Raw genomic sequence first — 19,250 nt, forward strand, 5'->3', positions numbered from 1 at the left:
ATCCCGCCATGCCCAGCCCCATCCTCCTGCGCCACAGCCTCACCGCCCTGCTCGCCCTGACGCTGCTGGCCGGCTGCGCCGCCCGCGAGTCCAGCCCGGCGAGCCCGCCGGCGCAGCCGCAACCCCAGCAACAGACGCCGCAGGACCCATTGCGCGATCTGCGCCAGCAGGCCCAGCGCGGCGATCTGGAGAGCCAGTTCCAGCTCGGCAGCAGCTACTTCGTCGGCCAGCCGGAGAAGAACCTCAAGCAGGCCGAATACTGGTGGAAGCAGGCCGCCGACAAGGGCCACGCCATGGCCGCGGTGAGCCTGGCCTACCTCTACACCGGGCGCGACGCACCGGAATTCGCCAACCAGCGGGGCATGCTCAAGTACCTCAACCAGTCGGCGGCCGCCGGCAACCCCATGGCCCAGCACATTCTCGGCAACCTCTACCGCCGCGGCGAAGGCGGCGTGCCGCGCGACCCGGACCAGGCGCGGCGCCTGTACCAGAGCGCCTGCCAGCAGCGCTACGAAGCCTCCTGCGCGGCGCTGGGCCAGCAGTAAGCGGGCCGTCAGGCGTCACAGATCACCTCGACGCTGTAGCCGTCCGGGTCGAGCACGCAGGCGGTGTAGCAGCCGGATTCGGCGCGCAGTCCGGGTCGGCCGTCGTCCTCGCCGCCGGCCTGCAGCGCCGCGGCATGGAAAGCCCGCACCGCCTCGCGGTTGCCTGCCCGCAGGCGAAAAGGCGGGCACGCCTCGCCGACGGCGCGCCCCGGCACGGCGCTGAGCAGGTAGAGCAAGGCCGGCGCGTCGTCCCGCGGGCCGAAGCCGGCAGCCAGCCCCGCACCGTGCTCGCCCTCGTGTTTCAGCTCGTAGCCCAGGGGCGCCAGGGCCGCCCGATACCAGGCACGGCTGCGGCGGAAGTTGGCCACGGTGATGCACGGATGATCGATCAGCGAATCCTCGAACACCTCTCAGGCCGCCTCCAGACGTTCGCGCACTTGCTGTAGCTCGACATGACCGAGAAAGCCGCCGCTGTGGGCGGTTTCGCCGCGCTCGATGGCGCGGGCGAAGCACGCCGCCGGATCGGCGGCGAGCCGGGCCAGGTGATGGGCCAGATGCGGATGCTCCCGCTGCAGATCGAACAGCTGGTGGTAGTCGACCCAGCGGCCGATGCCGGCGAGGTAGGCGTCCGCCAGGCTGCGCCGTTCGCCCAGCAGCCAGTCGCGCTCGCTCAGCAGCCGCTCGAGGTAGCGACAACCCGCCGCCACCTGCTCGGCCCCCAGGCTGCGCAACAGCGCGCGTTGCGACTCGTCCAGCTCGGTCTTCTCGTAGGCCAGCCACAAGGGGCTGAAGGCGGCGAAGAAATCGCTCACCAGGTAGGCCAGCATCTGGTTGAGCGCATCGAACTCGGCGCTGCCCTGGCGCGGCGCCAGCGGCGAGCCCTCTGCCCGCGCCGCCAGGTGCAGCAGAATCGCCAGGCTCTCGCTCAGCGACTCGCCGCTTTCCAGCAGTAGCGTGGGCGTCTGGTACAGCGGGTTGAGCCGCTCGAACAGCGGGTCCCAGGGTTGTTCGAGCATCTCCACGCGGCACAGCCGGTATGGCTGGCCGAGCCACTCGAGGGCGACGATGGCACCGAACGAACAACCTTGCGGCACGCCGTAGAACAGTATCGGTTGCATGAGAAGAACTCCTTGTCTGCCAGCGGTCGACGCGCCCTTCGCGTCACCTGCAGCCAGGCTAAGGGCGAATTAGGCTATATTCGGCCCTAATAAAATCGTCCCCCTAATGTTTATCCCGACGCCCCGCGCACACCCGGAGTCCGTCCCCCGTGAACAGTCCCACCACCCGCGTGCTGGCCCTGCTGGAACTGCTGCAGAGCCACGGCCAGCTCAGCGGCCGCGAACTGGCCGAACGCCTGGAAGTGGACGGGCGCACCCTGCGCCGCTATATCCGCCACCTGGAAGACCTGGGCATTCCGCTGACCAGCGAGCGCGGCCGCTACGGTGGCTACCGCCTGGTGGCCGGCTTCAAGCTGCCGCCGCTGATGTTCAACCTCGAGGAAGCCCAGGCCGTGGCCCTGGGCCTCCTGGCCACGACCAAGCTCGGCCTGGCCGAGACCGCGGCGGCGGTGGCCAGCGCCCAGGCCAAGCTGGAACGGGTGATGCCGGCCAAGCTGCAGCAGCGGGTGCGCGCCCTGAGCCAGAGCGCCACCCTGGATCTGCCGCGCAGCCGCGGCACCGGCGATCAGCTGCTGCTGGCCGAACTCGCCGCCGCCGCCCAGGAGCGTCAGCGCGTGCGCCTGATTTATTGCAGCGAACAGGGCCAGTGCAGCGAGCGCGAGGTCGATCCCTACGGCCTGGTGTTCCGTCAGGGTCTCTGGTACCTGAGCGGCTACTGCCACCTGCGTCAGGCGCTGCGCTCGTTCCGCCTGGAGCGCCTGCACGAGGTACGGACGCTGGACAGCCGCTTCGAGCGCCCGCACGACTTCGACGCCGCCACACACCTCAATGCCAGCATCGCCAACCTGCCGCGTGCCTACCCGGTGCGCATCCTGCTGCACACCGACCTGGCCGGCGCCGTCGCCGAACTCGGCGTCAACGCCGGCCTGCTGACGCCCGAGGGCGACGGCGTGCGCCTGAGCACCAGCACTGACAGCCCGACCTGGTTCGCCCGCCTGCTGCTGCGCCTGTCCTTCGATTTCCACATCGAACAGCCGGCGCAGCTGCGTGAAGCCCTGCGGCAGCAGGCGCAGCGCATGTTGCGCCTGGCCGCAGGCTAGTTCGCACGATTTCGCCAGCACTGCTTGCAGGCCTCGCCAACAGCGACGCAGCGACTAGGCTTCTGCCTGCCACGACACAACGAAAGGAGGCACGCCATGTCACAGGCAGAAGCGAATATCCTCGTCATCTGGGGCCGTCATTGGTTCGCCAACATGTGGGTCGGCAACCAGCAGGGCAAACGCGACGAACTCATCGCCCACGTCAACAGCGAGCTGGGCGGCCTGGGCTTCAAGCTGGGGCGCGGCTGGCAGAACTACGATCCGGTGATTCGCCGCGCCGGTAGCCGCCCCAGCAGCTATGCACAAATCGCCGCCTGGGCGGCGCGGCAACCGAACCAGGGCCGCGCCGTCGCCCAGCAATTTCTCGACTGGGCGACCGGCGATACCGTCGGGTTGATGCACCTGCCGGTGGAGTTGCAGGACCTGGCCATCATCACCCACCTGGCCGAGGTCGGACGCGGCTACGTGTCGGCCCTGGAAGGATCGCTCTATCCGCTGATGCAGGACATCGCCAACGGCCAGCGCAACTGGAGCGACTACCGGGACTACGCGCCCGCGCTCAAGTACGCCGAAGACAGCGCCATGGACTGGGCGTCCTGACCGGCGTCAGGGCTGCAGATCGAACAGCGCCTTGCCGCTTTCCATGTCGCTGGGCGCGGAGAAGTGCTCGTGGAAGATCAGCCAGCGCCCGCCCTGGCGACGCAGGCACTGGGTCACGCGCATCCAGCAGGTCTGCAGCTCGCCCTTTTCATTGGTGCCACCGCAGTGCAGCAGGTAGTGGGTCACGCCGAGATCGCCGGCGGCGGTGAAGGTCGGCTCGTGCGGTTCGAACATCCCCGGGCCGCTGCACATCTCCATGCAGGCCTGCCAGTGCGCCTGGTACGTCGGGCGCCCCTGGAAACGCAGCGGGCCGATGGCATCGTAGGCCACCACGTCTTCGGCGTAGTGGCTCATGATGCGCGCCACGTCCTTGCTGCGGCAGGCTTCGGTCCAGCTGTTCAGGGCGTCTTGCAGTTCGTGCTGACTCATGTCGAATCTCCTTGTTGATATTCAGGCCTTGTGGCCACAGCAGTCGTGGGCGGGCGCCGCTTGTTCGTACTCGTCGTGCAGGCGCGTCCAGTTGAGTCCCTTGCCGTCCAGATCGGGCATGCCGTCCCAGCCCTCGCCGCGGCCGAAGGGGGTGAGGTCGAGGTAGTGGAAGCTGCTCATCAGCATTTCCAGGCCGCGCGCATAGCAGGAGTAGGTATGGAATACCTGCTCGCCGTCGCGCAGGAACACGCTGACGCCGGGCTGTTCGCCCTGCAGGTGGTAGTCCAGACCCAGGCGCTGCAGCTCGGCCTGGTCGCGGTAGTTGTACTGCACCGGGGCCACCGCCTCGTCGCAGGTGGCCTGGTAGTCGTAGTTGAAACGGCTGCCGTAGGAGCTGTACCAGGGCAGCGTCCAGCCCATGCGCCGCTTGAAGGCGTCGAGATCGACCAGCGGCGCGCGCGAGACCAGCACCAGGGTGGTGTCGCGCGCGTGAAGGTGGGACTGATGGCCGATGTTGTCGACCAGGCAGGAGCAGCCGTCGCAGCCCTCGCCGCGATCCATGTGGTACATGAAGTGGTAGACGATCAATTGGCTGCGCCCCTCGAACAGGTCGAGCAGACGCACCTCGCCCTGCGGGCCCTGGAAGCGGTAATCCTCCTCCACCGCCACCATGGGCAGGGCGCGGCGCGCGCGGTTGAGCGCATCGCGCTGGTGGGTCAGGGCCTTCTCCTGCTCCAGCAACGCCTTGCGGGCGGCCAGCCACTGCTCACGCGTGGCGACCTCGGGGATATAGCTGCGGTCCATAGCGGTTCTCCTGCCGATGGCGGCTCAGTGCCGGCCGGCCTGCAACTGCGCCGGCTGGACGTCCAGTTCGCGCACCGGACGCACTTCCACGCAGCCGACGCGGGCGGCAGGAATGTGCCCGGCGAGCTGGATCGCCTCGTTGAGGTCGCGCGCCTCCACCAGATAGAAGCCGGCCAGCTGCTCCTTGGTTTCGGCGAAGGGGCCGTCGGTGATCGCCAGCTTGCCGCCGCGCATGCGCACGGTGGTAGCGCTCTGCACCGACTGCAGCGCCTCGGCGGCGAGCATGCGCCCGCTCTCCTGCACGGCGCTGGCGTAGGCGAGGCACTCGCTGTCATGCGGGCTGTCGGGGGAGCTGTGCAGCTCCTGTTCGTTGGCGTAGACGAGGCAGAGGTATTTCATGACGCGCTCCAGTTCCTTGGCGGGTGGGTACTGGATAGTCGAACGCGCCGGGGACGTTTCGACATTGGTCGGAAAAACATCGCAGAAACCGATGAACGGTAGGGTGCGCCGCGCGCCTCGTTACACAAGCCGGCGCACGCGGCGCCCCCTACTCCGGCACCTCGACACTGACGTGGATGGCGTCGTGGCGCCAGAACTCCAGGTCGCAGTCGATGATGCGCCCGTGCTGGTCGCGGTTGACCCGGGTGATGCGCAGCGCCGGGCTGCCCGGCGCCACCTTGAGGCTGGCCGCGGCTTCGGCGTGCAGCGCCGTGGGCACCATGTCGAAGCGCACGCGGCCGTAGTGGATGCCGTACTCGCTGGCATAGAGGTCGGTCAGCGAGCGGGTCAGGTCGAACTCGAGAATGCCGGGAAAATAGGCCGGGTTCAGGTAGTGCTCGACATACAGCACCAGCCGCCCGTCGATGCGCCGCGCGCGGCACACCTGGTAGACGCTGGACAGCGCCGGCAGCTCCAGCACCTGGCAGATCTGTGCACTGGCCGGCATCAACCGCGCGCTGAGCACTTCGGTGGCCGGCACTCGCCCCTGTTCGGCGACCATGGCGTGGAAGTGCGTCCGCACCAGCGGGTTGTAAGCCACCCGCGTCGGCGAGACGAACCAGCCGCGGCGCTCCTCGCGGTAGACCAGGCCCTGCGCCTCCAACTGGCCGAGCGCCTCGCGCAGGGTGATGCGGGTGGTGTCGAACAGTTCGCTGAGCTTGCGTTCGGCCGGCAGCTTGCTACCGGAGGGCAACAGGCCGCGGTCGATCTGCTCCTGCAACGCGCGGCAGATGACGGTGACGGCCCGCGGCGCTTCTTCGCGCATCAATTGCTCCCCTTATGGACTAGTCCAGCCCCATCGCGGGGCAAAAGTCGTGTGCTCGGACGGCTTACCAGCCTAGGCAGTCTAGATGACCGGCAGATGACAACCCTGCTACAAGCACGCCGCATGCCACCGCCGCCAAGCTCCGCAGGCCGCGAAATCAGTTACTTAGCCATGGTCTACGCTTGTTGAGCGCGCCAGCCGGTCAAGCCTAGACATCTGCCCCCGGCGACCCGACATAAAACTGTCATTGAAGGCGCCTAGATTGGCTCAGGTCTTGCTGATCTAGACCAACACTCTCATGCAAAGGAGTTTCCGATGAAACAACTGCTGCTGGCTTCACTGATGGGCTCGGCCATCGCCCTGGCGACCTCCGCCATGGCCGAAGGCACCGACTTGCAGGCACTGGAACAGGCTGCACGCGCCGAGGGCGCGGTGAATAGCGTGGGTATGCCCGACAGCTGGGCCAACTGGAAAGACACCTGGGCTGACCTGGCGCGCCTCTACGGTCTCAAGCACCAGGACACCGACATGAGCTCGGCGCAGGAAATCGCCAAGTTCGCCGCCGAGAAGGAAAACGCCACCGCCGATATCGGCGACGTCGGCGCCGCCTTCGGCCCCATCGCCGTGCAGCAGGGCGTGACCCAGCCGTACAAGCCGAGCACCTGGGCACAGATCCCGGATTGGGCCAAGGATCAGGATGGCCACTGGATGCTGGCCTACACCGGATCCATCGCCTTCATCGTCAACAAGCAGCTGGTCAAGGACATTCCGCGTTCCTGGGCCGACCTCAAGACCGGCACCTACAAGGTTTCCGCCGGCGACGTGAGCACCGCCGCGCAAGCCGTCAACGGCGTGCTGGCCGCCGCCATCGCCATGGGCGGCAACGAGAGCAACGTGCAACCGGCGCTGGACTTCTACGGCGAACTGGCCAAGCAGGGTCGCCTGTCGCTGGCCAACCCGACCATCCAGACCCTGGAAAAGGGCGAAGTGGAAGTCGGCATCGTCTGGGACTTCAACGGCCTGTCCTACCGCGACCAGATCGACCCCGAGCGTTTCGAGGTGCTGATCCCGTCCGACGGTTCGGTGATCTCCGGCTACAGCACCATCATCAACAAGTGGGCGAAGAACCCCAATGCCGCCAAGCTGACCCGCGAATACATCTTGAGCGATGCCGGGCAGATCAACCTGGCCAAGGGCAACGCCCGGCCGATCCGCGCCGAGCACATCGAGCTGCCGGCCGAGGTGCAGGCCAAGCTGCTGCCGCAGGAGCAGTACGCCAAGGTCCAGCCGATCAAGGACGCCGCTGCCTGGGAGGCCACCTCCAAGGCCCTGCCGCGCCTGTGGCAGGAGCACGTGATCATCAATATGAATTGATGCACGCCGCCCCTCTCCCGTTTACGGGAGAGGGGCCGGGGGAGAGGGTGAAAGGCACCACGCCCTGCCAGATCTGAACGAGACCCGGCTTGCAGCCGGGCTACGACCGAACGAGAGAACCCCATGAAGCACAACGTCATCCTGGTGGTACTGGATGGCCTGAGCTATCAGGTGGCCCAGCATGCGCTTGGTCACCTGCTGGCTTACTGCCAGGCCGGGCGCGCTGCGCTGTACAAGCTCGACTGCGCATTGCCGGCACTGTCCCGTCCGCTCTACGAATGCATCCTCACCGGCGTGGCGCCCATCGACAGCGGCATCGTGCACAACGATGTGGTGCGCCTGTCGAATCAGCGCAGCATCTTCCACTACGCCCGTGACGCCGGCCTGAGCACCGCCGCCGCGGCCTATCACTGGGTCAGCGAGCTGTACAACCGTGCGCCCTTCGTCGCCGCCAGAGACCGCCACACCTTTGACCCGTCGCTGCCGATCCAGCACGGCCACTTCTACTACGCCGACCATTACCCGGATTCGCACCTGCTGGCCGATGCCGACAGCCTGCGCCAGCGCCATAGCCCCAACCTGCTGCTGGTGCACCCGATGAACATCGACGACGCCGGCCACAAACACGGCCTCGACAGCCCGCAGTACCGCAACGCCGCGCGCATGGCCGACGTGCTGCTGGCCGAATACATCCAGACCTGGCTCGACGCCGGCTACCAGATCCTGGTGACCGCCGACCACGGCATGAACGCCGACCGCAGCCACAACGGCCTGCTGCCGGAGGAGCGCGAAGTGCCGCTGATCGTGCTTGGCAGCGCCTTTAGCCTCGATCCTGCAGCACAGCCGCAGCAGACCGAGCTGTGCGGCACCGTCTGCCAGCTGCTCGGCGCAGCCCACGACAAAGCCTGGTGCAGGGAGCTGCTCGCATGAAGTCCACCATTTCCAGCAAGGGTTGGGCGCTGTTGTGCCTGGTGCCCTTCGCCCTGTTCTTCTTCGCCTTCCAGATCGCGCCACTGGCCTGGGTGGCGAGCAACAGCCTGAACACCGCCGAAGGCTGGGGCCTGGGTAACTTCCAGCAGGCCTTCTCCTCGGCCTTCTACCGCCAGGCCATGCGCCACAGTCTGGAGGTCGCGTTCTGGTCGAGCCTGTTCGGCATCGTCATCGCCATCATCGGCAGCTACTCGCTGCGCCAGGTCAGCAGTCGCCTGCGCGATTTCGTCATGGCGTTTTCCAACATGACCAGCAACTTCTCCGGGGTGCCGCTGGCCTTCGCCTTCATCATCCTGCTCGGTTTCAACGGCGCGCTGACCATCCTGCTCAAGCAGATGGGCCTGATCGAAGACTTCAATCTCTATTCCAAGACCGGCCTGATCGTGCTCTACACCTACTTCCAGATTCCCCTCGGCGTGCTGCTGCTCTACCCGGCCTTCGACGCCCTGCGCGAGGACTGGCGCGAGTCGGCCGAGCTGCTCGGCGCCAGCACCTGGCAGTTCTGGCGGCATATCGGCCTGCCGGTGCTGACCCCGGCGCTGCTCGGCACCTTCGTCATCCTCCTGGCCAATGCCCTCGGCGCCTATGCCACGGTGTATGCGCTGACCACCGGCAACTTCAACATCCTGCCGATCCGTATCGCGGCGATGGTCTCCGGCGACATCTTCCTCGACCCGAACATGGCCAGCGCCCTGGCCATGGTGCTGGTCGGCCTGATGACCCTGATCACCATCGTCCACCAATGGCTGCTGCGCCGGAGCTACCATGTCGCCCGCTGAAAAACGCTCGCCGCTGTTCCACCAGCTGGTGGTCTACCTGCTGTTTCTGATCCTGCTGCTGCCGCTGCTCGGCACCCTGGTCTATTCGCTGTCCACCAGCTGGTCGGCGACCATCCTGCCCAGCGGTTTCACCTTCAAGTGGTACCTGACGCTGTGGAGCGATGCACGCTTTCTCGCCGCCTTCGGCCGCTCGTTGCTGGTGTGCATCGCTGCCCTGGCACTGGCGCTGCTGCTGATCCTGCCGCTGCTGTTCGTGGTCAACTACCACTTCCCCAAGCTGGACGCCGTGATGAACGTGCTGATCCTGCTGCCCTTCGCCATTCCACCGGTGGTGTCCTCGGTCGGCCTGATGCAGCTGTTCGCCGCCGGCCCGCTGCCGATCCTCGGCACGCCGTGGATCCTGATCGGCTGCTTCTTCACCATCGCCCTGCCCTTTATGTACCGTGCCATCACCAACAACCTGCAGGCGATCAACCTGCGCGACCTGATGGACGCCGCCCACCTGCTCGGCGCCAGCACCTGGCGCGCGGCCTTCATGGTGGTGCTGCCCAATCTGCGCAAGGGCCTGATGGTCTCGGTGTTTCTGTCCTTCAGCTTCCTGTTCGGCGAATTCGTCTTCGCCAACGTGCTGGTGGGCAGCCGCTACGAGACGCTGCAGGTGTACCTGTACAACATGCGCAACGACAGCGGCCATTTCACCAGCGCCCTGGTGATTTCCTACTTCATGTTCGTGCTGCTGATGACCTGGGCGGCCAACCGTCTGAACAAGGACAAATCCTAGGCTGGGTTGAGCTTGCGAAACCCGGATTGCTTGATAAGGAACGACCAATGAGTTTTCTGAATATCCGCGGCCTGCATAAAAGCTACGGCGCCACGCCCATCTTCACCGACATCAACATCGAGATCGGCCAGGGCCAGTTCATCACCCTGCTCGGCCCCTCCGGCTGCGGCAAGTCCACCCTGCTGCGCTGCATCGCCGGCCTGACCGATGTCGATGGCGGGCAGATCCTGCTGGGTGGCCAGGATCTGGTGCCTATCCCGCCGCAGAAACGCGGCATCGGCATGGTGTTCCAGAGCTACGCGTTGTTCCCCAATATGACCGTGCAACAGAACGTCGCCTTCGGCCTGCGCATGCAGAAAGTCCAAGCCGCCGAGGCCAGCAAGCGCGTCGCCGAGGTGCTGGAGCTGGTGGAACTCAGCGACTACGCCGGGCGCTACCCGCAGCAGCTCTCCGGCGGCCAGTGCCAGCGCGTGGCCCTGGCCCGCTCGCTGGTCACCCGCCCGCGCCTGCTGCTGCTCGACGAGCCGCTGTCGGCGCTGGACGCGCGTATCCGCAAGCACCTGCGCGAGCAGATCCGCGCCATCCAGCGCGAGCTGGGCCTGACCACCATCTTCGTCACCCACGATCAGGAAGAGGCGCTGGTCTTGTCGGATCGCATCGTGCTGATGAACGGCGGCCAGATCGTCCAAAGCGGCGACGCCGAAACCCTCTACACCGCACCGGCCGATGCCTTCGCCGCCGGTTTTATCGGCAACTACAACCTGCTCGACGCCGACGCCGCCAGCCGCCTGCTCGGCCAGCCGGTCGGCAGCCGCGTGGCGATCCGTCCGGAAGCCATCCACTTCGCCGACGGCGGCATCGAGGCGCGGATTCGCAGCCACAGCCTGCTCGGCAACGTCATCCGCTACCGAGTCGAGGCCCGTGGCGTGGAGCTGCTGGTGGACGTGCTCAATCGCTCTGCCGCCGACCTGCACCACGACGGCCAGAGCGTCAGCCTGGCCATAGGCGCCGATGCGATCCGGGAGGTGGCGTGATGGCCCTGGCAATCTTCGATCTCGACGAAACCCTGATCCACGGCGATTGCGCCAGCCTGTGGGCAGTGGAAATGACCAAGCTGGGCTGGGCCGATGGCGAGGCCTTCATCGCCCGCGAACAGGAGCTGATGCACCTGTACGCGGCAGGCAAGCTGGCCATGGAGGACTACATGGCCTTCACCCTGGCGCCGCTGGTGGGGCGCACGGCCGAGGAGGTCGCCCATGTGGTCGAGCCCTTCGTCGAGGACGTGATCGAGCCGATCTTCTACAGCGACGCCAGCCGCACCCTGGCCGCCCACCGCGAGGCCGGCGACCGCCTGCTGGTGATCTCCGCTTCCGCGCACTTTCTGGTCAGCGCCATTGCCGAGCGCTTCGGCATCGACGAGGTGCTGGCCATCGACCTGGAACAGCAGCACGGCTTCTACAGCGGCCGCACCCAGGGCGTGCTGACCTACCGCGAAGGCAAGGTGACGCGGCTACACGCCTGGCTCGCCGAGCAGAACGAGAACCTGGCCGGCGCCAGCTTCTACTCCGACTCACGCAACGACCTGCCGCTGCTGCAACTGGTGGACAGGCCCTTCGCGGTCAACCCCGATCCGACCCTGCGCGCCCATGCCGAGCAGGCCGGCTGGCCGATTCTCAGCTGGCGCTAGGGTGTCGCGCCCCCTAGCGGCTCATGATGCCTTCGCAGGCCTCGATCAACGCCGCCGCCAGCTCCCGCGCATAGCCGGGCAGCTGGTTGCGCGCATGCAGCGCCACCTCCACCGGCGTCACCGGGGCGAAACCTTCGGCCTCGCCCAGTTCGCGATGCGCGGCAGTGATCAACCGGCGCGGCAACAGGGTCAGACCCAGCCCGCCCTCGGCCGCGGCGCTGACCCCGGGCAGGCTGCTGCTGACATAGGCGATGCGCCAGGGTTTGCCCATGGCGTCCAGCGCGTGGGTCATTTCCAGGCGATACAGGCCGTTGGGCGGGAACACCGCCAGCGGCACCGGATTGCGCGCCAGCACCGGCCGCGCGCGGCTGTCGAGCCAGGCCAGCGGCTCGGCCCAACTGGCCAGGCCCTTGGCGCTGCCGGCGCGCTGCTTGATCAACGCCAGATCCAGTTCGCCGGCATTGAACGCGCGCCACACGTCGTGGCTGAGGCCGCTGGTGATCTCCAGGCGGATACCCGGATGGGCATCGGCGAAATCCGCCAGATAAGGCGTCAGGCTGTTGGCGGCGAAATCGTCCGGCACGCCGAGGCGCACCTCGCCCTCCACCGCGCTCTGCCCCAGCGCCAGCATGGCTTCATCCATCAGCGCGACGATGCGGTTGGCGTAACCGAGCAGGCGCTCGCCCTCGGTGGTGGTCACCACGTAGCGGCCGCTGCGGTCGAGCAGCTCGGCGCCGAGCTGCTCCTCCAGGCGCCGCACCTGCTGGCTGACGGTGGACTGGGTCAGGTGCAGGCTGGCGGCCGCGCGGGTGAAGCCACCGGTCTGCACCACGGCGAGAAAACTGCGTAACAGCACGGGATCGAGCATGTCGCCACCCATCATGAAAGCCACTGGCAGGCATTCTACTATTTAATTTCCGAATCCAGCCGCGAATTCCTATAGTGCATGGGAACCCATTTTCCGCGCCGGGAGCCATCCCTGCGCCATTCACCCGCCGAGGCAATCTCTCGATGAGCAAATCGCCCTACTACTACGCCCCCCATGGCGGTCATCCAGGTCAGGAGCAGCTGCTGACCGACCGCGCCATGTTCACCGAAGCCTACGCCGTGATCCCCAAAGGCGTGATGCGTGACATCGTCACCAGCCACCTGCCGTTCTGGGACAACATGCGCATGTGGGTCATCGCCCGCCCGCTGACCGGCTTCGCCGAGACCTTCTCGCAGTACATAGTCGAAGTCGGCCCGAACGGCGGCAGCAACAAGCCGGAGCTGGACGCCAGTGCCGAAGGCGTGATCTTCGTCGTCGAAGGCGAATTCAGCCTGACCCTCAATGGCACCCAGCACGCCATGCGGCCGGGCAGCTACGCCTTCATCCCGCCGCAGAGCGATTGGTCGCTGCGCAACAACAGCAGCCAAGCCGTGCGCTTCCACTGGCTGCGCAAGGCCTACCAGCCGGTCGAAGGCGTGCCTTACCCGGAAGCCTTCGTCACCAACGAGCAGGACATCGAGCCGATCGTCATGCCCGGCACCGAAGGCCGCTGGAGCACCACGCGCTTCGTCGAGATCAGCGACATGCGCCATGACATGCACGTCAACATCGTCAACTTCGAGCCGGGCGGCGTGATCCCCTTCGCCGAAACCCACGTCATGGAACACGGCCTGTACGTGCTGGAAGGCAAGGCGGTGTACCGCCTGAACCAGGACTGGGTCGAGGTCGAGGCCGGCGACTTCATGTGGCTGCGCGCCTTCTGCCCGCAGGCCTGCTACGCCGGCGGCCCGAGCCGCTTCCGCTACCTGCTGTACAAGGATGTGAACCGTCAGATGCCGCTGACCCTGGGCGGTCTGAAGCGCTGAGCGATGCCATCCCTGTAGGATGCGCCGCGCACCGATGAATAAGGGTCACGCACGGCGTACTACAAAAAAGGCCACCCCTAGGGGTGGCCTTTTTCATTCATGCAGCAACCGATCAGCTATGGCGGATCAGGTGATCGAAGGCAGACAACGATGCCTTCGAGCCTTCGCCCATGGCGATGACGATCTGCTTGTACGGCACAGTGGTCACGTCACCGGCGGCAAATACGCCGGGGATATTGGTCGCGCCCTTGGCATCGACGATGATCTCGCCGAAACGGTTGAGCTCCACGGTGCCCTTGAGCCAGTCGCTGTTGGGCAGCAGGCCGATCTGCACGAAGATGCCTTCCAGCTCGACGCTGTGCAGTTCCTCGGTGGTGCGGTCCTTGTACACCAGGCCGGTGACCTTCTGACCGTCACCCTTGACCTCGGTGGTCTGCGCGCTCTTGATCACGGTCACGTTGGGCAGGCTGCCCAGCTTCTTCTGCAGTACGGCGTCGGCACGCAGGCTGTCGGCGAATTCCAGCAGGGTCACGTGGGCGACGATACCGGCCAGGTCGATGGCCGCTTCGACGCCGGAGTTACCGCCGCCGATCACCGCCACACGCTTGCCCTTGAACAGCGGGCCGTCGCAGTGCGGGCAGAAGCACACGCCCTTGGCCTTGTATTCCTGCTCGCCGGGCACACCCATTTCGCGCCAGCGTGCGCCGGTCGACAGAATCACGGTCTTGGCTTTGAGCGAAGCGCCGTTCTCGAATTTGACTTCGTGCAGGCCGCCTTCGCTGCTGGCCGGTACCAGAGCCGACGCACGCTGCAGGTTCATCACGTCGACTTCATATTCCTTGACGTGCTCTTCCAGGGCGCGCACCAGTTTCGGCCCTTCGGTTTCCTTCACCGAGATGAAGTTCTCGATGGCCATGGTGTCCAGCACCTGACCGCCGAAACGCTCGGCGGCAATGGCAGTACGGATGCCTTTACGCGCGGCGTAGATGGCAGCCGAAGCACCGGCCGGGCCACCACCGACTACCAGTACGTCGAAGGCGTCCCTGGCGCTCATCTTCTCGGCGTCGCGGTTGGCGGCGCCGGTGTCGATCTTGGCAAGGATTTCCTTCACTTCCATGCGACCGGAAGCGAACACCTCACCGTTCAGGTAGATGCTCGGCACGGCCATGATCTGGCGACGCTCGACTTCTTCCTGGAACAGCGCACCGTCGATGGAGACGTTGCGGATGTTGGGGTTGAGCACCGCCATCAGGTTCAGCGCCTGGACCACGTCCGGGCAGTTCTGGCAGGACAGCGAGAAATAGGTCTCGAACTCGAACTTGCCTTCGATGCTCTTGATCTGCGCGATGGTGTCGGCATCCAGCTTCGATGGATGACCGCCCACTTGCAGCAGCGCCAGCACCAGCGAGGTGAACTCGTGGCCCATGGGGATACCGGCGAAGGCAACGCCGGTGTCTTCGCCCGGACGATTCAGGGCGAAAGACGGACGGCGGGCATCGCTGCCGTCGGTCTTCAGGGTGATCTTGTCGGTCAGGCCGACGATGTCCTGGAGCAGGCCCAGCAGCTCCTGGGATTTCGCGCTGTCATCGAGGGACGCGACGATCTCGAACGGCTGGGTGACCTTTTCCAGATAGGCCTTCAACTGGGTTTTCAGATTGGCGTCCAACATGGTGGAGAGTCCTCAATGACAAGAATTCGGGGCGATTAAAAGATTGTCGGAAACAATTTTTAACGTCGCGCTGCGACAGCCCGCTGGGTGGCCTGCCCTGAATGGCAGGCAATAAAATGCCCGGACGGATCGCGCCCGGGCATCGGGCACCACAAGGGCCGGTTGATGGCCCAAACAGCGCAGAGTTGGTCCTTTCCGGCCTGTGACAGACCGGAAAGGGAGCTGGCAGATTTAGATCTTGCCAACCAGGTCCAGCGACGGCGCCAGAGTGGCTTCGCCTTCTTTCCACTTCGCCGGGCAAACCTGGCCCGGGTTGGCGGCGGTGTACTGAGCGGCCTTCAGCTTGCGCAGGGTCTCGGAGACGTCGCGAGCGATTTCGTTGGAGTGGATCTCAACGGTCTTGATCACGCCTTCCGGGTTGATCACGAAGGTGCCGCGCAGGGCCAGACCTTCTTCGGCGATGTGCACGCCGAAAGCGTTGGTCAGGGCGTGGGTCGGGTCGCCGATCAGCGGGAACTGCGCCTTGCCAACGGCCGGCGAGGTTTCGTGCCAGACCTTGTGCGAGAAGTGGGTGTCGGTGGTCACGATGTAGACCTCGGCACCGGCCTTCTGGAACTCGGCGTAGTTGTTGGCGGCGTCTTCGATCTCGGTCGGGCAGTTGAAGGTGAAGGCGGCCGGCATGAAGATCAGCACGGACCACTTGCCCTTCAGGCTCTGCTCGGTGACTTCGACGAACTCGCCAGCGTGGAAAGCGTTGGCCTTGAACGGCTGTACCTGAGTGTTGATGAGGGACATCTCTGACTCCTTCTGAGGTTTCTGTGAGGGTTGAAAATTTACAGGGCGTATCTTAGCGGCCTAACGAAAAAAAGCTTATTGATTACGGCCATGATATTGATTGAATCAGCCAATCGCTGGCCGAGCCCGCGCCAGACGCGGGCTAGAGCTCTTGCTCAGACAAGATCGGGATCGATAAGCAGCGCGATTTTACCTGCAACCTGATTACCGGCGAGTGTCTCGAACGCCGCTTCGCTGTCTTTGAGCGCAAAACTGCGCTCCAGTTGCGGCTTCAACCGGCCCTCGACGAACAGCGGCCAGACCTGCTGCTGCAGGTCGCGCAACAGGTCGGCCTTGAACTGGTCGTCGCGGTTGCGCAGGGTCGAGCCGATCAGCTGAATGCGTTTGCCCAGCACCTGTGCCAGGTCCAGCTTGGCTTCGCGCCCGCCCATCAGGCCGATGTTGATCCAGCGCCCGTCGCGCGCCAGCAGTTCCAGGTTGAGCGTCGCGTACTGACCGCCGACCGGGTCGAGAATCACATCGAAGGGGCCAAAATCGCGCAGGCCCTGCAGGTCGTCGCCGCGCAGCACGCCCCCCTGGGCGCCGAGCCCCTCGCAATAGGCCAGCCGCTCGGGCGAACCGACGCTGACCCAGCAGGGGCTGCCGAATGCCTTGCACAGCTGGATGGCTGCCGACCCCACGCCGCTGGCGCCGGCATGCAGCAGCACCTTCTCGCCCGGCTTCAGGGCGCCGAGCTGGAACAGGTTGAGCCAGGCCGTGGCATAGACCTCCGGCAACACCGCCGCCTCGACCAGACTCAGCCCCTCGGGCACCGGCAAGGCGTGACGGGCATCGACCACTACCTCCTCGGCCATGCCGCCGCCGGCCAGCAGGCAGCAGACGCGGTCGCCCACCTGCCAGGCGCTACCCGGCCCCACCTCGCTGATGACCCCGGCGCATTCCAGGCCCAGCGCCTCGCTGGCGCCGGGCGGCGGCGGATAGAGACCGGCGCGCTGCAGCAGGTCGGCGCGGTTGAGACCGGCGGCGGCCACCCTGACCCGAATCTGCCCCGCGTCGCACGCCTGCGCCGGCTGTTCCAGCCACTGTGCCCGCCCCTCGACGCCTTGCAATGCCTTCATGCTGCCCCCATAGTGGAAGTGAAATCGGGCCCGACGTCGACCGTCGGCCTCCCGCCTGGCGCCAACGGAACCTGGCGCGCTCAATTACGGCCTAATATGCGTTATCACCTGCCACTACGTCGAATCAGCATGAAGCGCTCTCTCGCAAGCACCGCCCTCGCCCTCGTTCTCGGCTTCAGTGCCCTGCCGTTGGCGGCCAAGACCACCAGTGCCGCCGACTGGGACTACCTGCAGCCGGATCGCGAGCAGGTGATTGCCAGCCTCAACGTGGTGGAACTGCTCAGGCGCCATCACTACAACAAGCCGCCGCTGAACGACGAGCGTTCGCTGCAGATCTACGACAACTACCTCAAGTTGCTCGACCCGGCGCGCAGCTACTTCACCGCCGCCGATATCGCCGAGTTCAACCAGTGGCGCAACAAGTTCGACGACCTGCTGAAAAGCGGCGACCTCGAACCCGGCTTCGTCATCTACCGCCGCCACCTGGTGCGCCTGCAGGAGCGCCTGGAATTCGCCCTGGCCGAGCTGGCCAAGGGCGTCGACAAGATCGACTTCGGCGTCGACGAGAGCCTCGAAGTGGACCGCGAGAAGGCGCCCTGGGCGGCGAACCGCGCCGAGCTCGACGAGCTGTGGCGCAAGCGGGTCAAGGACGAGGTGCTGCGCCTCAAGATCGCCGGCAAGGACACCAAGGACATCCAGGAACTGCTGACCAAGCGCTACAACAACCAGTTGGCGCGGCTCAAGCAGACCCGCGGCGAGGACGTGTTCCAGGCCTATATCAATGCCTTCGCCACCACCTACGACCCGCACACCACCTACCTGTCGCCGGACAACGCGGAAAACTTCGACATCAACATGAGCCTGTCGCTGGAGGGCATCGGCGCGGTGCTGCAGAGCGACAACGAGCACGTCAAGGTGGTGCGCCTGGTACCGGCCGGCCCGGCGGAGAAGAGCAAGCAGATCGCCCCGGCGGACAAGATCGTTGGCGTGGCTCAGGGCAACGGCGAGATGGTCGACGTGATCGGCTGGCGCCTGGACGAAGTGGTCAAGCTGATCCGCGGGCCGAAGGGCTCCACCGTGCGCCTGGAGGTGATCCCGGCGAGCAACGCGCCCAGCGACCAGACCAGCAAGGTGGTCACCATCACTCGCGAGGCGGTCAAGCTCGAGGAGCAGGCGGCGAAGAAGAAGGTCCTCGAACTGACCCACGAGGGGCGCAACTACAAGCTCGGGGTCATCGAGATTCCGGCCTTCTACCTGGACTTCAAGGCCTTCCGCGCCGGCGACCCGAACTACAAGAGCACCACCCGCGACGTCAAACGCCTGCTCAGCGAGCTGAAGGCGGAGAAGGTCGACGGCGTGGTCATCGACCTGCGCAACAACGGCGGCGGCTCGCTGCAGGAAGCCACCGAACTGACCGGCCTGTTCATCGAACAGGGCCCCACCGTGCTGGTACGCAACGCCGACGGCCGCGTCGATGTACTCGCCGACGAGAACACTGGCACCTACTACACCGGCCCGCTGGCCGTGCTGGTCAACCGCCTGTCCGCCTCGGCCTCGGAAATCTTCGCCGGCGCCATGCAGGACTACCACCGCGCGCTGATCCTCGGTGGCCAGACCTTCGGCAAGGGTACGGTGCAGACCATCCAGCCGCTCAACCACGGCGAGCTGAAGCTGACCCTGGCCAAGTTCTACCGCGTCTCCGGGCAGAGCACCCAGCACCAGGGGGTGATCCCCGACATCCTCTACCCGGACGTGATGGACACCAAGGACATCGGCGAGAGCGCCCTGCCCGCCGCCCTACCGTGGGACAGCATCCGCCCGGCGATCAAACCCGAGCTGGATCCGATCAAGCCCTTCCTCGCCGAGCTGACCACCCGGCATGACCGGCGCACCGCCAACGACCCGGACTTCGTCTTTACCCGCGACCGCCTGACCCTGGCCAAGCAGCTGATGGCCGAGACCCGCGTCAGCCTCAACGAACACACCCGTCGCGCGCGCCAGGCCGAAGTCGAGGCCAAGCAGCTGAAGCTGGAGAACAACCGCCGCCAGGCCAAGGGCGAGGAGCTGCTAAAGGAACTGCAGAAGGAAGACGAGGACGCCCTGCCGCCGGAAGACGACAAGAGCACCCCGGAAGACGACGCCTACCTGGCCGAGTCGGGGCGCATCCTGCTCGACTACCTGGGGCTGAATCCATCCCTGGCGCTGCACTGAGAACCTGCTTTACGAGCTGTAAATGAGCATCCGAGCCTGTTTTTAACGCAGCAGGGCCGAAGCGCAGCAGATCGTAAACAGGTTCTGAGACAAATCGTCGGACGTCATCATAACGTCACCGAACTGTCGTGA

General features: G+C 65.8%; 21 protein-coding genes. 11 read left to right on the forward strand and 10 right to left on the reverse strand.

The genetic code is table 11. From position 1 onward, the window contains the following. Nucleotides 1-8 precede the first annotated feature (8 nt). Nucleotides 9-545: a tetratricopeptide repeat protein gene (locus tag AC1G9C_RS18105; RefSeq protein WP_480408396.1), complete on the forward strand. Its 537-nt coding sequence runs from the start codon at nucleotides 9-11 to the stop codon at nucleotides 543-545. An 8-nt stretch (nucleotides 546-553) separates the two neighbouring features. On the opposite strand, the gene AC1G9C_RS18110 is transcribed toward AC1G9C_RS18105, so the two are convergent. Both AC1G9C_RS18110 and AC1G9C_RS18115 read right to left on the reverse strand, forming a co-directional pair. Further along, nucleotides 554-952 (reverse strand): VOC family protein, encoded by a 399-nt coding sequence (locus AC1G9C_RS18110; protein WP_480408397.1) that lies wholly within the window; start codon nucleotides 950-952, stop codon nucleotides 554-556. 3 nt (nucleotides 953-955) lie between these two features. Next, nucleotides 956-1,663 carry a glutathione S-transferase family protein gene (locus AC1G9C_RS18115; RefSeq protein ID WP_480408398.1) on the reverse strand — a complete coding sequence of 236 codons (708 nt, stop codon included), beginning with the start codon at nucleotides 1,661-1,663 and terminating at the stop codon, nucleotides 956-958. 149 nt (nucleotides 1,664-1,812) lie between these two features. On the opposite strand from AC1G9C_RS18115, the gene AC1G9C_RS18120 reads away from it, so the two are divergent. Beyond that, nucleotides 1,813-2,763: a helix-turn-helix transcriptional regulator gene (locus tag AC1G9C_RS18120; protein ID WP_480408399.1), complete on the forward strand. Its 951-nt coding sequence runs from the start codon at nucleotides 1,813-1,815 to the stop codon at nucleotides 2,761-2,763. A 96-nt stretch (nucleotides 2,764-2,859) separates the two neighbouring features. After that, nucleotides 2,860-3,363, forward strand: a complete 504-nt coding sequence (locus AC1G9C_RS18125; protein WP_480408400.1) for a hypothetical protein — start codon at nucleotides 2,860-2,862, stop codon at nucleotides 3,361-3,363. 6 nt (nucleotides 3,364-3,369) lie between these two features. Here the strand turns inward: AC1G9C_RS18125 and AC1G9C_RS18130 are convergent, their stop codons facing one another. From AC1G9C_RS18130 to AC1G9C_RS18145, 4 genes are all read right to left on the reverse strand, one after another. Next, complete coding sequence (locus AC1G9C_RS18130) at nucleotides 3,370-3,792, reverse strand: YybH family protein (protein ID WP_397496338.1); 423 nt, start codon at nucleotides 3,790-3,792, stop codon at nucleotides 3,370-3,372. 21 nt (nucleotides 3,793-3,813) lie between these two features. After that, nucleotides 3,814-4,596, reverse strand: a complete 783-nt coding sequence (locus AC1G9C_RS18135) for a DUF899 domain-containing protein (protein ID WP_480408401.1) — start codon at nucleotides 4,594-4,596, stop codon at nucleotides 3,814-3,816. Nucleotides 4,597-4,620: 24 nt separating this feature from the next. Beyond that, nucleotides 4,621-4,995, reverse strand: a complete 375-nt coding sequence (locus AC1G9C_RS18140; RefSeq protein ID WP_457789554.1) for a YciI family protein — start codon at nucleotides 4,993-4,995, stop codon at nucleotides 4,621-4,623. Between the two features lie 148 nt (nucleotides 4,996-5,143). Further along, nucleotides 5,144-5,860: a UTRA domain-containing protein gene (locus AC1G9C_RS18145; protein WP_122107514.1), complete on the reverse strand. Its 717-nt coding sequence runs from the start codon at nucleotides 5,858-5,860 to the stop codon at nucleotides 5,144-5,146. Between the two features lie 315 nt (nucleotides 5,861-6,175). On the opposite strand from AC1G9C_RS18145, the gene AC1G9C_RS18150 reads away from it, so the two are divergent. The 6 genes from AC1G9C_RS18150 (at nucleotide 6,176) to AC1G9C_RS18175 (ending at nucleotide 11,471) form a co-directional block, all read left to right on the forward strand. Beyond that, nucleotides 6,176-7,234, forward strand: coding sequence for an ABC transporter substrate-binding protein (locus AC1G9C_RS18150; protein ID WP_457789552.1), 1,059 nt, complete (start codon nucleotides 6,176-6,178; stop codon nucleotides 7,232-7,234). Between the two features lie 123 nt (nucleotides 7,235-7,357). Beyond that, nucleotides 7,358-8,164 (forward strand): alkaline phosphatase family protein, encoded by an 807-nt coding sequence (locus AC1G9C_RS18155; protein WP_480408402.1) that lies wholly within the window; start codon nucleotides 7,358-7,360, stop codon nucleotides 8,162-8,164. Further along, nucleotides 8,161-9,003 (forward strand): ABC transporter permease, encoded by an 843-nt coding sequence (locus AC1G9C_RS18160; RefSeq protein ID WP_480408403.1) that lies wholly within the window; start codon nucleotides 8,161-8,163, stop codon nucleotides 9,001-9,003. Before AC1G9C_RS18155 ends, AC1G9C_RS18160 begins: the two co-directional genes overlap by 4 nt. Next, nucleotides 8,990-9,784, forward strand: coding sequence for an ABC transporter permease (locus AC1G9C_RS18165; RefSeq protein WP_480408404.1), 795 nt, complete (start codon nucleotides 8,990-8,992; stop codon nucleotides 9,782-9,784). Before AC1G9C_RS18160 ends, AC1G9C_RS18165 begins: the two co-directional genes overlap by 14 nt. A 47-nt stretch (nucleotides 9,785-9,831) precedes the next feature. Continuing rightward, on the forward strand, nucleotides 9,832-10,818 hold the full coding sequence (locus tag AC1G9C_RS18170) for an ABC transporter ATP-binding protein (protein ID WP_480408405.1): 987 nt from the start codon (nucleotides 9,832-9,834) through the stop codon (nucleotides 10,816-10,818). After that, on the forward strand, nucleotides 10,818-11,471 hold the full coding sequence (locus tag AC1G9C_RS18175) for an HAD family hydrolase (RefSeq protein ID WP_122107519.1): 654 nt from the start codon (nucleotides 10,818-10,820) through the stop codon (nucleotides 11,469-11,471). Before AC1G9C_RS18170 ends, AC1G9C_RS18175 begins: the two co-directional genes overlap by 1 nt. A gap of 13 nt (nucleotides 11,472-11,484) precedes the next feature. On the opposite strand, the gene AC1G9C_RS18180 is transcribed toward AC1G9C_RS18175, so the two are convergent. After that, a complete protein-coding gene (locus AC1G9C_RS18180) occupies nucleotides 11,485-12,339 on the reverse strand; it encodes a LysR substrate-binding domain-containing protein (protein ID WP_480408406.1) in 855 nt (284 codons plus the stop codon). A 143-nt stretch (nucleotides 12,340-12,482) separates the two neighbouring features. Between AC1G9C_RS18180 and AC1G9C_RS18185 the strand changes: the two genes are divergently transcribed. Beyond that, the gene (locus tag AC1G9C_RS18185) at nucleotides 12,483-13,325 is read left to right on the forward strand and encodes a bifunctional allantoicase/(S)-ureidoglycine aminohydrolase (protein WP_480408407.1); all 843 of its coding nucleotides are present in this window, start codon (nucleotides 12,483-12,485) and stop codon (nucleotides 13,323-13,325) included. A 112-nt stretch (nucleotides 13,326-13,437) separates the two neighbouring features. Here the strand turns inward: AC1G9C_RS18185 and ahpF are convergent, their stop codons facing one another. The 3 genes from ahpF to AC1G9C_RS18200 all read right to left on the reverse strand — a co-directional run bounded on the left by ahpF (nucleotide 13,438) and on the right by AC1G9C_RS18200 (nucleotide 16,907). Further along, on the reverse strand, nucleotides 13,438-14,994 hold the full coding sequence (gene ahpF, locus AC1G9C_RS18190) for an alkyl hydroperoxide reductase subunit F (protein ID WP_480408408.1): 1,557 nt from the start codon (nucleotides 14,992-14,994) through the stop codon (nucleotides 13,438-13,440). 231 nt (nucleotides 14,995-15,225) lie between these two features. After that, nucleotides 15,226-15,789 carry an alkyl hydroperoxide reductase subunit C gene (gene ahpC / locus AC1G9C_RS18195; RefSeq protein ID WP_021442365.1) on the reverse strand — a complete coding sequence of 188 codons (564 nt, stop codon included), beginning with the start codon at nucleotides 15,787-15,789 and terminating at the stop codon, nucleotides 15,226-15,228. A gap of 155 nt (nucleotides 15,790-15,944) precedes the next feature. Beyond that, nucleotides 15,945-16,907 (reverse strand): zinc-binding dehydrogenase, encoded by a 963-nt coding sequence (locus tag AC1G9C_RS18200; protein WP_397496330.1) that lies wholly within the window; start codon nucleotides 16,905-16,907, stop codon nucleotides 15,945-15,947. A 129-nt stretch (nucleotides 16,908-17,036) separates the two neighbouring features. On the opposite strand from AC1G9C_RS18200, the gene AC1G9C_RS18205 reads away from it, so the two are divergent. Beyond that, a complete protein-coding gene (locus AC1G9C_RS18205; protein ID WP_480408409.1) occupies nucleotides 17,037-19,118 on the forward strand; it encodes a carboxy terminal-processing peptidase in 2,082 nt (693 codons plus the stop codon). The last annotated feature ends 132 nt before the right edge of the window (nucleotides 19,119-19,250 follow it).

Source organism: Pseudomonas sp. ABa2 (assembly GCF_056676075.1).